Source organism: Streptomyces sp. NPDC003035 (assembly GCF_042888285.1).
Taxonomy (GTDB): Bacteria; Actinomycetota; Actinomycetes; order Streptomycetales; family Streptomycetaceae; genus Streptomyces.
The window spans coordinates 890298-902621 of the sequence record NZ_JBIAPJ010000001.1 but is presented as its reverse complement, the minus strand read 5'-3'; the positions used below and the strand labels follow the sequence as shown (position 1 = coordinate 902621).

General features: G+C 72.2%; 9 protein-coding genes. 3 read left to right on the top strand and 6 right to left on the bottom strand.

The features are described from left to right. Window positions 1–4: 4 nt before the first annotated feature. Entirely contained in the window at window positions 5–1816 is a 1812-nt protein-coding gene (locus ACFYV5_RS04050) for an IucA/IucC family protein (RefSeq protein WP_389164013.1), read from the bottom strand. A gap of 128 nt (window positions 1817–1944) precedes the next feature. Between ACFYV5_RS04050 and ACFYV5_RS04045 the strand changes: the two genes are divergently transcribed. Beyond that, the gene (locus ACFYV5_RS04045; protein WP_355115158.1) at window positions 1945–3459 is read left to right on the top strand and encodes an MFS transporter; all 1515 of its coding nucleotides are present in this window, start codon (window positions 1945–1947) and stop codon (window positions 3457–3459) included. Window positions 3460–3616: 157 nt separating this feature from the next. Here ACFYV5_RS04045 and ACFYV5_RS04040 read toward each other — a convergent pair whose 3' ends face one another. The 5 genes from ACFYV5_RS04040 to ACFYV5_RS04020 all read right to left on the bottom strand — a co-directional run bounded on the left by ACFYV5_RS04040 (window position 3617) and on the right by ACFYV5_RS04020 (window position 11008). Continuing rightward, entirely contained in the window at window positions 3617–5695 is a 2079-nt protein-coding gene (locus ACFYV5_RS04040) for an iron ABC transporter permease (RefSeq protein WP_355115156.1), read from the bottom strand. After that, a complete protein-coding gene (locus ACFYV5_RS04035; RefSeq protein WP_355115155.1) occupies window positions 5695–6690 on the bottom strand; it encodes an iron-siderophore ABC transporter substrate-binding protein in 996 nt (331 codons plus the stop codon). The genes ACFYV5_RS04040 and ACFYV5_RS04035 overlap by 1 nt, the downstream gene beginning before the upstream one ends. A 61-nt stretch (window positions 6691–6751) precedes the next feature. Continuing rightward, window positions 6752–7498: an ABC transporter ATP-binding protein gene (locus ACFYV5_RS04030; protein WP_389165065.1), complete on the bottom strand. Its 747-nt coding sequence runs from the start codon at window positions 7496–7498 to the stop codon at window positions 6752–6754. Window positions 7499–7746: 248 nt separating this feature from the next. Next, the gene (locus tag ACFYV5_RS04025; protein ID WP_389164009.1) at window positions 7747–9573 is read right to left on the bottom strand and encodes an ABC transporter ATP-binding protein; all 1827 of its coding nucleotides are present in this window, start codon (window positions 9571–9573) and stop codon (window positions 7747–7749) included. 106 nt (window positions 9574–9679) lie between these two features. After that, on the bottom strand, window positions 9680–11008 hold the full coding sequence (locus ACFYV5_RS04020) for a cytochrome P450 (RefSeq protein WP_389164005.1): 1329 nt from the start codon (window positions 11006–11008) through the stop codon (window positions 9680–9682). A gap of 245 nt (window positions 11009–11253) precedes the next feature. Between ACFYV5_RS04020 and ACFYV5_RS04015 the strand changes: the two genes are divergently transcribed. Together ACFYV5_RS04015 and ACFYV5_RS04010 are read left to right on the top strand one after the other, a co-directional pair. Continuing rightward, complete coding sequence (locus ACFYV5_RS04015; protein ID WP_389165063.1) at window positions 11254–11700, top strand: DUF6098 family protein; 447 nt, start codon at window positions 11254–11256, stop codon at window positions 11698–11700. Window positions 11701–11828: 128 nt separating this feature from the next. Beyond that, window positions 11829–12317 carry a hypothetical protein gene (locus ACFYV5_RS04010; RefSeq protein ID WP_389164002.1) on the top strand — a complete coding sequence of 163 codons (489 nt, stop codon included), beginning with the start codon at window positions 11829–11831 and terminating at the stop codon, window positions 12315–12317. Window positions 12318–12324 lie beyond the last annotated feature (7 nt).

Sequence of the window (12324 nt, the reverse complement as noted above, 5' to 3'; positions counted from 1 at the left end):
CTCCTCAGCCTTCGGCGAGCGGGTTGGGGTGCGTGCCGTTCGGGTACAGCGCGTGGCGCAGGGCGCGGTCGCCGTACCGGGTGACGACGATCCGGTCGCGGTTGAGGCCGTACCGGGGGATCTCGGGGGTGAGCAGGTCGTACTCGGCGAACCGCTCGGCGAGCTCGGGGAAGCGCTTCTGGAAGTCGAGGATCGTCTGACGGACCAGCCGCCAGAACGTGGTCTCCGGCACGCCCAGCTGGTCGGCGCAGAGCGGCGCGAGGTAACGGAAGTGGCCGACGAAGATCTGGTCGACGACGTGCTGCTTGATGATCGACGGGTGCTTGCGGGGCAGGACGTGGTCGTGCCCGTCCGGCTCCGGGCCGCGCTCGGGCACGTCGGTGAAGGAGACGCACACGTCGTCGACGAAGTCCTTCAGGTACAGGCGGGCCGGTACGTCGTGCTCGTCGTAGCCGATGAGGGTGTTCTGGCCGTGGGGGTTGAAGGTGACGCCGTACCGGTACAGCACGTGCAGGACCGGGACGAGGAGGGTGTCGAAGAGGCGGCGCAGCCAGTCCTGCGGGTCCAGGCCGGAGGCGCGGACGAGCTCGGCGACGAAGGCGTCCCCGGTGTGGTCGACGTGCAGGAGGGAGGCGAAGGTGCGGACCCGCTCGTCGGGGTCCTTGCGGGCGGTCACCGATTCGCGCCAGATGCAGCCGAGGGTCTCCAGGTGCTGGTAGGGCGCTTCCTCGAGGGTGGAGAGGTAGGGGTGGCGCACGGTCACCGAGGCGACCTCGCCGAGGAAGACGGTCCGGCACTCGTCGGTCAGGAACGGGTCGCGTTCCACCAGGCCGCGGAGCCACTGGGTGACGACGGGGGCGCCCATGGTGCAGTGCGGCGGTATGCCGCGCCAGACAAGGGTGTTGAGGATCTTCAGCGGGAGTTTGACGTCGTACCGGTCGGGCGTGGTGACGTTGGCCATCGTACGGATGGACTGGCCGGGCAGGTACGCGTCGGGGCTCTCGCCCAGCGGGATGATGCGGCGCTGCGCCACGTCGGCGGCGTGCAGGGTCTGGACGGCGTGGTCCCACTGCCAGGGGTGGACGGGCATCCACACGTAGCCGCTCGGATCGACTCCGGCGTCGACGAGGACCTGGGTGAAGCGAGCGCGGGTCTCCTCGTCCAACTCCTCGGCGAGGACGCTCTCCTCGGACAGCTCCGACGTGCCCCGGAACTCGGCGAGGCCGCGGTGGACGGCGACCCACAGGAGGTTCAGCCGCTGAGCGGACTCGGGGGCGAACCGTCGCACGTCGGTGGCGGAGAAGCCGATCCGGCCCTTGTTGGCGACGAGGAGGTTGTGCCCGGTCATGCGGCACTCGAGGTCGGTGTGGCCCAGCGCCCGCAGCTCGGCGACGGTCTCGCCGCCGTGGGTGAGGCGGGCCGCGTCGACGGCCAGGGTGGCGGAGAGTTCCGTGAAGTACGTGGCGACGGTCGACGCGTCGCTGTCGATCGTGGAGGCCGCCTCCATGAGGAACTGCTGGGCGTCCCAGGCGGGTTGGGCGATCGCGTTGCCGAGCATGCTGGTGGCGGTGCGGGTGATCGACTGAGGGTCGACGCGCAGCCAGCCGAACGCGCCGGGTGTGGCGCTGAAGGCGTAGGTCGTACCGCTGTCGAGGTCGACGCGATAGCCGCCGTCACCCGTCCCGACCGCTTTGAGCATGTCTTCAAAACACCACTCGCCGATCGCTTTGGCGAGAAGTCGTCGGTTGGCTTCACGCCAGGCCGCAGGGGCCACGTCGGGCAGTGCGGGCACGGGGTGGTCGGCGTGATGGGGCATCAGGCGGCTCCGATATCTGTCTGGAACAGGGCGCTCGAACGCCTGGACGTCCAAGCGGGGCTACATTAGGTTAGCCTTACCTAATGAGCAAGGCCAACTTTCGGACAGGAGTGGCCAGTTTGATGACCATGGGTTGTTCGCCTCGATGGACGTTCGCCCTCGTCAGTGCCGGCGGCGTGATGATGACGCTGGACGTGACCGTCGTGAACGTCGCTCTCTCCGACATCGCGCGCGACCTGGACGCCGGGCTGGGCAGGGTGCAGTGGACGGTCTCGGCGTATTCGCTGGCGTTCGGAGCGCTGCTGCTCACCGCGGGCGCGCTCTCCGACCGCATCGGCCGCAGAGCCGTCTTCACGGCCGGAATGGCCCTGTTCACCCTCGCCTCGGCCGCATGCGGCCTCGCCCCCGACGCGGGGACCCTCATCGCCGCACGCGCCGCCCAAGGGCTGGGCGGCGCGCTGGTGTTCGCGCCGACGCTCGCCCTGATCGCCGCCGCCTACGAGGGCGCCCGGCGCCAGGCGGCCATCGCCGCGTACGCCCTGGTCGCCTCCGCGGCCGGAGCGCTCGGCCCCATCGTCGGCGGGGTGTTCGTCCACCTGCTCGGCTGGCGCTGGATCTTCCTGGTCAACGTGCCCATCGGCATCCTGACCGTGGTCGGCGCGCTGACGCGCATGCCGGAGTCCGCCGCGCCCCGCGCCACCCGGCGGCGTATCGATCCGCTGGGCGCGGTGCTCGCCGTCGGCGTCCTCCTGGCGCTGCACTACCCCCTGGTCACCGGACCGGAAACCGGGTGGCTGGCGCCGGAGGTACTGGTCTCGGCGGCCGTCGGCGTGGTGCTCGCGGTGGCCCTGGTGGCGAGTCAGCGCCGCGGCGGCGGTCTGATCGACATGGCCCTGCTGCGGATCCGGGCCTTCACCGGCGCGGCGGTCCTGGGCTTCCTCGCCCGGCTGTCGAGCCTGGGCGTGCTCGCCTTCACCACGCTGTGGCTGCAGAGCACGCACGCGTACTCCCCGCTCGAAGTCGGCCTGCGACTGCTGCCGTTGACGGGCAGTCTGCTCCTGACCGGAATGTTCGTCTCCCGGCTGCAGAGGGCGTACCCGGCCGACGTGCTGGTGGCCTGGGGCTTCGCCGCGCAGGGTCTCGGGCTGGTCGGCCTGGCCGCGGCGGCCGGCGGGGGCGGCGCGGACGGGGGTCACGCGGCCACGGTCGCCGGTCTGGTCCTGATCGGCGCCGGAGGGGCCGTCATCTTCCCGCCCTTGATGGGCGTGGCGGTCAGCACCGTGCCCGCCGACCGGGCCGGGATGGCCTCGGGGCTGACCAACGCCTGCTATCCGCTCGGCACCGCGACCGGAGTCGCCCTCTTCGGCGCCGTGTTCTCCGCCCGCCTGGACAGCGGTCTGGGTGACGCCGCCGCCGGCGCGCCGGTGCGGGAGGCCGTCGAGACGGGCAGGTTCGAACTCCTCTCCCCCGCGCTCCAGCCGCTCGCCCGGTCGGCCTTCTCCGGCGCGTTCGGCGCCGTCTGCCTGGCCTCCGCGCTCGTCTGCCTGATCGGCGTGCTGGTCGCCCGCACGCTCAGGACCGGGCCGGAGGCCGTCGGCGCGACCGCGGACCGCCCCAGGTCCCGCGCCCCCCAGACCTCGTGACACCCCGGCAGGCCGCCACCCTTCGGGGCGCGCGGCCTGCCCGGCGGGGAGCCGCCTGCGGGAGGCCCGCCTTCCCAGGCAGGCCGCCCTCCCGGCGGCGGGCGCCCGCTGCATACGGCCGGCCGGCTCGCGCGGACGCCCCGCGTCGTCCGACGTCTCAGACGTCACGGGTACGGCGCAGCAGCCACACCAGGTAGGGCGCGCCGACGAGGGCGGTCACGATGCCCACCGGGATCTCCGTCGGGGCGAGCAGCCAGCGGCCGAGCGCGTCCGAGGAGACGACCAGGACGGCACCCAGGACGGCGGCCATCGGCACCATGCGCGCGGTGTGGTTGCCGACGATGCGCCGGGCCAGGTGCGGCGCCACGAGTCCGACGAAGCCGACGGCGCCGACCGCCGCGGCCGTACCGGCCGCGAGCACGGCGCCCGCGCCGAGGACGAGCAGCCGGGCGCGGCCCAGTTCGAGCCCGAGGGCGCGCGGCAGTTCCTCGCCGAGGGCGAGCAGGTTCACGGGCCGGGCGGCGATCACGAGCAGCACCGCGGCCAGGGCGGGCAGGGCGAGCCAGCCGAGCGCGGTGAAATCACGGCCGTACGTGCTGCCGGCGAGCCAGCCCAGCGCGGACGCGATGTTCATCTGCGCGCCCACGACCATGATGTTGACCAGCGCCATCGAGGTCGCGGCGGCGCCGATGCCGACGAGCACCACCCGGGTCGGGTCGATGCCCGACCGTCCGCCGCTTCTGGTGCCCCGGGCCACGAGCACGACGAGGACCAGCATCAGCACGCCGCCGATCCCGGCCGCCGCGGGCAGGGCCACCAGCGGCGCCGACGGGACGAGCAGGATGACGGTGATCGCCCCGAGCGACGCCCCGCCGGTGACGCCGACGAGTCCCGGTTCGGCCAGCGGGTTGCGTACCACCGCCTGCACGGCGGCACCGGCGACGGCCAGACAGGCACCGGCCAGGGCCGCCAGCAGGATGCGCGGCAGCCGGAAGTCCACCACGGCCGTGGTGATCTGCTCCGCGGAGCCGAACAGCGCCGCGCCGAGCTGGCTCCAGCTGATCTCGACGTCGCCGACGCGCAGCGAGACGGCCATCGCGGCGGCCAGGGCGATGAGCCCGCCGCCGAGCGCGACGGCGTACGTGGGGGCTCGGCGCCGGTCGGAGACCACGACGGCCGCGCCGGTGTCGGCGTCGCCGGTGCTCACCCGGCGGGCCAGCGCCATGAAGACCGGGCCGCCGATCAGCGCCGTGACCACTCCCACCGGGATCTCCGCCGGCTGCGTGGCGGACGGCGTCACGATCAGCTGGGCGGCGGCGTCGGCGCCGAGCACCAGCGCGGAGGACAGCAGCGCCGCCGCCGGGATGAGCAGGGCATGCCGACGGATCCCCAGCTGCCGCACGATGACCGGGCCGATCAGGCCGACGAAGCCGATCGGACCGGCGAGGGAGACGGCGGCGGCGGACAGCAGGACCGCGAGCAGGAAGGAGGCGGGGCGGATCCGCTCGACCCGTACGCCCATGGCCTGGGCCGTCTCGTCGCCGAGCGCCAGCAGATCCAGCGGGCGGGCGAGCAGCGGGGCGAGCAGCGCGCCGGCGAGAACGACCGCGCCCAGGGTGAGCGGCCGTTCCAGACCGGACTGCAGCAGGGTGCCGTTGCCCCAGAAGAACAGGCCGCGGGTCGCCTGCACATCGAGCATCTGCAGGAACTCGGCCGCCGAGGTGGCGGCGAGGGCGACGGTCGCCCCGGCGAGCAGGACCCGTCCGGGGGTGAGGACGCCACCGCTGGTCAGCAGGTACACCAGGCCGACCGCCACGATCCCGCCGAGGAACGCGGCGCCTCCGGCGGGGATCGGGCCCAGGCTCACGCCGGTGAAGGCCACCAGCACCACGGCGAAGTACGCTCCGGCGTTCACCCCGAGCGTGTCGGGCGCCGCCAGGGGGTTACGGGTCGCTCCCTGGACGAGCGCTCCGGAGACGCCGAGCGCGATGCCCACGACGAGACCGGTCAGGGTACGCGGCAGGCGGCTGCCGACCAGGACGTCCTCGGTCCGGGCGTCGCCGTGGCCGAGGAGCAGGTCCACGATGTCGCCGATGCCGACCCCGGACGCGCCGAGGCCGAGGTGGACCACGCCGACCAGGCACAGGACGAGGGACAGGGCGCCGCCCACGAGCAGGGCTCGTGGGCGGCTGCCGAGCGGACGGGCCGGAGCGGCCGTCAGTCCTTCCGAGGCCATCAGACCTTCAGGGCCTTGCCGGTCTCGTCCAGGATGTGCATCGCGGACAGCGGCCCGCCGAAGAGCCAGGTGCCCGGGTCGAGCGGCAGCGCCTTGTCGTTCTTGACGAAGTCCAGGCCCTTCCACACCGCGTTGTCCGCGAGGTCGCCGGTGAACGGGTTGTCGTTCTCCGCGGCCACGTAGAGGAAGGTCGAGTCCTTCTCCGCCTGGGTCAGGCCCTCGACGCCGACCGTGGTCATGCCCCACGCGTCGGCCTGGCCCTTCCAGCCGTTCTTCAGCCCGGCCAGGTTCAGCACCTGCGGGGCGATGGCGTCGTCGGTGAGCATCCGGATGGAGGCGGCGCCGTTGGCCGTGAAGCCCTGCGCGAGGGCGTACTTCAGGCCGCCCTTGCCCGCCTTGTCCAGCCGGCCCTTGAGGTCGGCGGCCTTGGCGTCGATCCGGCCGTTCACCTCGGCGGCCTTCTCCTCCTTGCCGACCGCCTTCGCCAGCTCCGTGAAGTTCTTCTTCATCGTGTCGAGCTGCGGCTTGGTGGTGTACGTGAACGCCAGCACCGGCGCGATGGCCTGGAGCTGCTTGAGGTTGGCCTTCGACCGTTCGTTGTCGACGACGATGAGGTCGGGCCGCAGCGCCTTGATCTTCTCCAGGCTGGGCTCGTTGCGGTTGCCCACGTCGGTGACCTGGGCCGGCAGGGCCGCGCCCTGCGCGGTGATCCAGGTGCCGTACCCCTTGTTGTCGGCGTTGCCGGTCGGGGTGACGCCGAGGGCGACCAGTTCCTCGGCATAGGTCCACTCCAGCGTGACGACCTTCGTCGCGGCCTTGTCGAGGCTGACCTTGCCCAGCGCCGTGTCGACGGTGATCTTGCCGCCCGTGGTCTGCTTCCCGCCCGTCTTGCCGTCCGTGGTCTCGCCGACCGTGCCGGATCCGCAGCCGACGGCCGTGAGCATGAGGGCCACGGCGGTACCGCCCGTCGCGAGGGCGCGCAGCATTCTCTGCATGGTGAACATCTCCTTGTGTACTGGCAGTGCGGGAAACCGCTGTCGGGAAAACGTCCTGGAGTCAGGACGCGGCGGTGGCCTCGGACCGCTGGGGGAAGCAGGCGAGGTACCCGGTCGCGGGGTCGCGGACGACGTTGACGCGCAGCCCGAAGGCCTGCTGGATGACCTCGGGGGTGAGTACCTCGTCCGGGGTTCCGGAGGCCGCGATCCCGCCGTCGGCGACGACGACGACCTCGTCGGCGTAGGCCGCCGCCTGCATCAGGTCGTGCAGCACCACGCCACAGGCGATGTCGTGCTCACGGGCCAGGCGTCGTACGACGTCGAGCACGTCGAACTGGTGACGCATGTCGAGGTACGTGGTCGGCTCGTCCAGCAGGAGAACGCCCGCCTTCTGGGCCAACACCATGGCCAACCACGCTCGTTGACGCTCGCCGCCCGACAGTTCGTCGAGCCTGCGCTCCACCAGCGGAGCGGCGTCCGTGACGTCGAGCGCCCAGTCGATCGCCTCCGTGTCCGCGTCGGTGTGACGGGCGAGCGCGCCGCGGTGGGCGTACCGGCCGTGCCGGACGAGCTCGCGGACGGTGACGCCGGCCGGCGCCTGGGACGACTGGGGAAGGAACGCGAGGCGCTGGGACAGTGCGCGGCGCCCGAGGGAGCGGATCGGCTCTCCGTCGATCCTCACCTCACCGCCCAGGGGCGGGAGGAGTCCTGCCACGGTACGCAACAGGGTTGATTTCCCACATCCGTTGGGACCCACCAGGACGGTGATCCCGCCGGCCCGTAAGGACACGTCCACCTGTTTCAGCACCGGACGGCCGCCATGTCCGACATCGAGGCCGTTCGCCACCAGGCGGACATCACCCACGGACACCACATCCCTTCACCACCGCGGAACCGACGGCGCCACCATACAACTTAGGTAAGGCACGCCTTAGGTCTCTGCGGCTCAGGCTCCAGCTTGTGACCATGTCGAGATCTCACGCACCACCATGCGCCCCCTGATGTCCCACAACCCCCTTGTGCTGCCTGAGATTTGACGCTAGACGGGAGAACGCGTCAGCGCGCTCGATCGTCGACCCGAACGGGCTCGTCGTCGAGGAAGCCGCCCGACTGGTGCTGCCACAGCTTCGCGTACGCGCCGTCCGCGGCGAGCAACTCCTGGTGGCTGCCCTGCTCGACGATCCGTCCACGGTCGAGGACGACGAGCTGGTCCATGGTGGCGACCGTACTCAGACGGTGTGCCACCACGAGCGCCGTCCGCCCGTCCATGAGCCGCCAGAGCGCGTCCTGGACGAGGATCTCGCTCTCGGAGTCCAGGGCGCTGGTCGCCTCGTCGAGCAGCAGGATCGGCGCGTCGCGCAGGATCGCCCTGGCGAGGGCCACCCGCTGGCGCTGCCCTCCGGAGAGTTTCACCCCGCGCTCGCCCACCATGGTGTCGAAGCCGTCCGGGAGCGCATCGGCGAACTCCGTCACATGCGCCGCCTCGGCCGCGCGACGCACCTCGGCCTCGGTGGCGTCCGGCCGGGCGAAGGCGATGTTCTCCCGCAGTGTGCGGTGGAACATCGCCGGGTCCTGCGGCACATAGGCGATCAGACCGCGCAGATCGGCCTGGCGCAGCCTGCTGATGTCCTGCCCGCCGATCGTGATCCGGCCGCCGTCGATGTCCGTCATCCGCAGCAACAGTCGGCCGAGCGTCGTCTTGCCGCCGCCCGAACGGCCGACGAGACCGATCTTCGTCCCGCTGGGCACCGTCAGGTCCAGGCCCTCGAAGAGCGGCTCCGCGCCCGCGTGGGCGAAGGTCACCTTCTCGAAGCGCACGTCGGCGCCTTCCGACAGCAACGGCTCCGGGGACACCGGGTCGCGTACGGTCGGCGGGTCCAGCAGCAGCTCGGCGAACTGCGCGGCCTCCGTCATCGAGCTCTCCAGACGGCGGTAGATCTGGTTGAACTCGAACATGATGCGCGTCGCGTTGGCGTAGTACGTGAAGGCCACGACGACCGCCTCGACGCCGAGCCCTCCCCCGCCGAGCGCGAGGGCGACCAGCAGCCCCAGCACGTTGGTCAGCACGGACATCGGCGCGACCAGGGTGTCGATGCGCAGGTTGCCGTAGTCCCAGGAGCGCAGGGTGAGCCGCCGCGACTCCGCGACGCGGGACCGGTGTTCGGCGGCCTCCCGCTCCTCCGCGGCGAACGACCGGACCGTGTCCATGTTCATCAGACTGTCGGCGACGTGGCCCGACACCCGGGCGATGGCCTGCTCGCGCTGGGCGACGAGCGCCTGCCGGCGACGGATCAGGGGTGTCACGCACAGCGCCGTGAACACGATCATCGCCAGGAGGCCGGCCACGAGCATCGGGTCGTACTGCCACAGCACCACCGAGGCGAACACCAGCGGCACGAAGTTGCCCATGACCGAGAACGTCAACGCGTCGACGAAGTCCTCGAAGCGGGAGGCGAAACTCAGGACCCGCTTGGTCAGCGACCCCGCGAAGTTGTCGTGGAAGAACGCGGCGTCCTTGGCGAACAGCTCGTCCATCCCGATCACGTACAGGTGCTCGATGCCACGGGCGTCGAGGCGGTTCAGGCAGTGCAGTCCGACGCGCCACAGCGCCTCGGCGAGCAGCAGGACGCCGGCGAAGCCGAGGACATAGGGCAGGGCCCAGCCTATGCCGGTGCCGGTGCCGGTGTCGCCCGCGATCCGGCCGACGAGCTTCGCGACGACCAGCGGCGCGATGTAGCTGATGCCGATGTTGCCCAGCGCCGGGAGCAGCATCGCGGGAACCGTCAGCCGGCGGAGCCGGGCCAACTCCCGTCCGTAGTAGCGCAGTGCGAGGATGACCGGGCCTTTACCCGGCGAACTACCGTGCGATTCAGGCGATTCCATACCAACCCTGTGTTTTTGGATCGGAAAGCCAGGAAATCGCAGTGTCCCGCACGGGCGTCCACGGGGTCCAAGCGTTTTTCCGCCAGGGCCTGCTCCCAAAAAGACCCTAGCCGTCCAGCACCGCGGGGGTCGGGCCGTCGGGGCGGACGGTGATGCCGTAGGCCGCCCCGGTCGGGGTGGAGCGGAAGCGCGGGGTGTGGGCGGGCAGCAGGTGTTCGAGGAGGACGGTCGACTCCCGGAGGGCGAACTGGAGGCCCAGGCAGGCCCGGGGTCCGATGCCGAACGGAAGGTAGCTCCCGGGGTGGGCGGGGCGCCGCCCGGGGATCGTGAAGCGCGCCGGGTCGAACCGCTCCGGGTCGTCCCAGAGCTCGGGGTCGCGGTGCGTGAGATAGGGACAGACGAGCACGTCGGTGTCGGCCCCGATCGCGTAGCCGGCGAGGACGTCGTCCTCCGCCGCGGAGCGCGGCAAAATCCAGGCGGACGGGTAGAGGCGCAGCGTTTCGTGGACGAGCGCCTGGACGGCCTGCCGCCGCTCGGACGAGCCTTCGGGCCCCGCGGCGAGAGCCTGCTCCCGCGCCTCGGGGTTCTCCTCCAGCAGGAGGTAGAGCCAGGTGAGGGTGGTGGCGGTGGTCTCGTGACCGGCGACCAGCAGGGTGACCAGCTCGTCCCGGATCAGCCGGTCGGTGTATTCGGGGCGCGTTCCCGCCGCGTCGAGCAGGACGTGCAGCAGGCCAGGCCCGTCGGGTCCCGGCCCGATGTCGCGGGCGGCGGCGATGGCACGGCTCGCCACGGCGTCGATCCGGGCCAGCTCGGCGGCGACGGCCCCCTGGGAGGCGGCGCCGTCGGCCGGCAGGCCGGGCAGCACGGCCACCACGGCGGAGACGGCGGCCAGTTCGTTCTCCGTGCCGGCGTCGAGGGGGTGCCCGGTCAGGGACCGCCAGATGGTGTCCAGCGCGAAGCGGCGCATCTCCTCGCCGACATCGAGGACCTGTCCGGTGCGGGCGTACGCGGCCCAGCGCGCCGCGGTGGTCCGGGCGGCCTCGGTGATCCGCTGCTCGTAACGGCGCATGCCCCGGCCGGTGAACTGGGACTGCAGCAGCCGCCGTTGCCGCTGCCACGCCTCGCCCGTCGCGGCCAGGACGCCGTCGCCGATCAGCAGTCGGGCACGGTGCGAGCGCTTCACGTACCGGTCGGGATGGAGGGCGAGTACGTGCCGCACGGCCTCGGGGCCGGTGACCAGGACGGTCGGGCGGGGGCCGAGCCGGATCGCGGCGACGCCGCCGAGGCGTTCGCACGCCTGGGCGAAGAGGTCGACGAGGCCTCCTCCCCCGGCCTGCCACTGCCCGACGAGAGCGGGATCCAGCTCGGGGACCCGGCGGCCTGCCGGAGACGGGCTCGGGCTCGGGAGGGAGCCGGGTCGGGCATCGGTGGCCACGGGTCTGCTCCTGTTCGGCGGCGGTACGTCGTCATGGGCGGCCGGGTGCGGCATCACGCACTGTAGGGGAACCGGCACGAGAGGCGACAGGCCGCCTCCGCCCGCACGGCGCCCAGGAGCGGCTCCGCCGAACCTCGCGGAGTGTCCGCCCGCGAGCCGGGTATGCGCGCTTCGTGCACCCCGAGAACCACGAGAACCACGAGAACAGCGAGAGCCGCGAGAGCCAGGCGGGCCGCGACGCGCGCATGCCGGTGATCCGGTCGCTCGACGAGCTGACCGGCCTCGTCGACCGGCGCACGGGCGTGTACGTCCGCTGGTCGATGGGGCCGGCGGCGGACCTCCCCGGACTCGCCAGTCGCGACGACCTGACCGGGATCCCGATGCCCGGGCTGTCCGCGAACCCCCTGGACGTCGAGTCCTGGTGGGGCGAGCGCCCGCTACGGCTCTGGGCCGCTCGGCGCCTGTACGACTACGCCCACCTTCCTCGCGTCAAGGACGGCCGGGTGCGTCCCTGGCTGCTGCTCGGCAAGGAGAACGGGCGCGGCCCCGACAACGAGCCCCTCGTGACCGACGTCGAACCGCTGGGGTGGGTCGACCAGGTGGTGATCGAAGAGGCCACCGAGGAGATCGCCCGACAACGCGGCCCCTGGGGCCCCCTGGACCGGAGCCCTCGGCGTGGACACGCCGCGTAGGCCCCGCGGCGCTGGCCCACTCGGGCGGAATCACCCGCCCGGGCGGCAGAAACCGCTCCTTTCGGGTAGGGAACGAGGAGCGGAAAGGACCGATTCAGCCATCTGCGCATGGCTGGGAGGGGACGTACATGAACGTGGCCGACGAACGATCCGCTGACCACGCCCCACGCCGAAAGCCGGTGTCCCCGGCGGTCCCTTCCCTCCGGACCGCTCTGCGCACGGCCGGCGCCGGGGCCCTGGCGGGCGTGCTCGGGGTGCTGCTTTCCGGCTGCGGTGCGTCCGGAGCGCGCGTGGACGGCGCCCGGGACGCCGGCCGCGCCTTCGAGCGGGCGCTCGCTGCCCGGGACTATGCGGCGGCGTGCCGACTCCTGGCTCCTGACACCCGTACGTCGCTGGAGGAGAACGAGAAGCAGGCGTGCGCGCAGGCCCTGGAGGGCCAGGAGCTGCCGGTGTCGGAGACGGTGGACGGCACGGAGGTCTACGGGCGGCAGGCCCTGGTGCGCGCCGGTGAGGAGACGCTGTTCCTGTCGCAGTTCTCCCCGGGGTGGCGGGTGGTCGCGGCCGGATGCACGCCACAGGAGGACAAGCCTTACCAGTGCGTCGTGAAGGGCGGCTGAGGATGCG

What these genes read in the sequence shown, in the direction of transcription:
- ACFYV5_RS04050 (WP_389164013.1), bottom strand. Translation starts at nt 1,816, where the DNA reads ATGCCCCATCACGCCGACCACCCCGTGCCCGCACTGCCCGACGTGGCC.
- ACFYV5_RS04045 (WP_355115158.1), top strand. Translation starts at nt 1,945, where the DNA reads ATGGGTTGTTCGCCTCGATGGACGTTCGCCCTCGTCAGTGCCGGCGGC.
- ACFYV5_RS04040 (WP_355115156.1), bottom strand. Translation starts at nt 5,695, where the DNA reads ATGGCCTCGGAAGGACTGACGGCCGCTCCGGCCCGTCCGCTCGGCAGC.
- ACFYV5_RS04035 (WP_355115155.1), bottom strand. Translation starts at nt 6,690, where the DNA reads ATGCAGAGAATGCTGCGCGCCCTCGCGACGGGCGGTACCGCCGTGGCC.
- ACFYV5_RS04025 (WP_389164009.1), bottom strand. Translation starts at nt 9,573, where the DNA reads ATGGAATCGCCTGAATCGCACGGTAGTTCGCCGGGTAAAGGCCCGGTC.
- ACFYV5_RS04015 (WP_389165063.1), top strand. Translation starts at nt 11,254, where the DNA reads ATGCCGGTGATCCGGTCGCTCGACGAGCTGACCGGCCTCGTCGACCGG.
- ACFYV5_RS04010 (WP_389164002.1), top strand. Translation starts at nt 11,829, where the DNA reads ATGAACGTGGCCGACGAACGATCCGCTGACCACGCCCCACGCCGAAAG.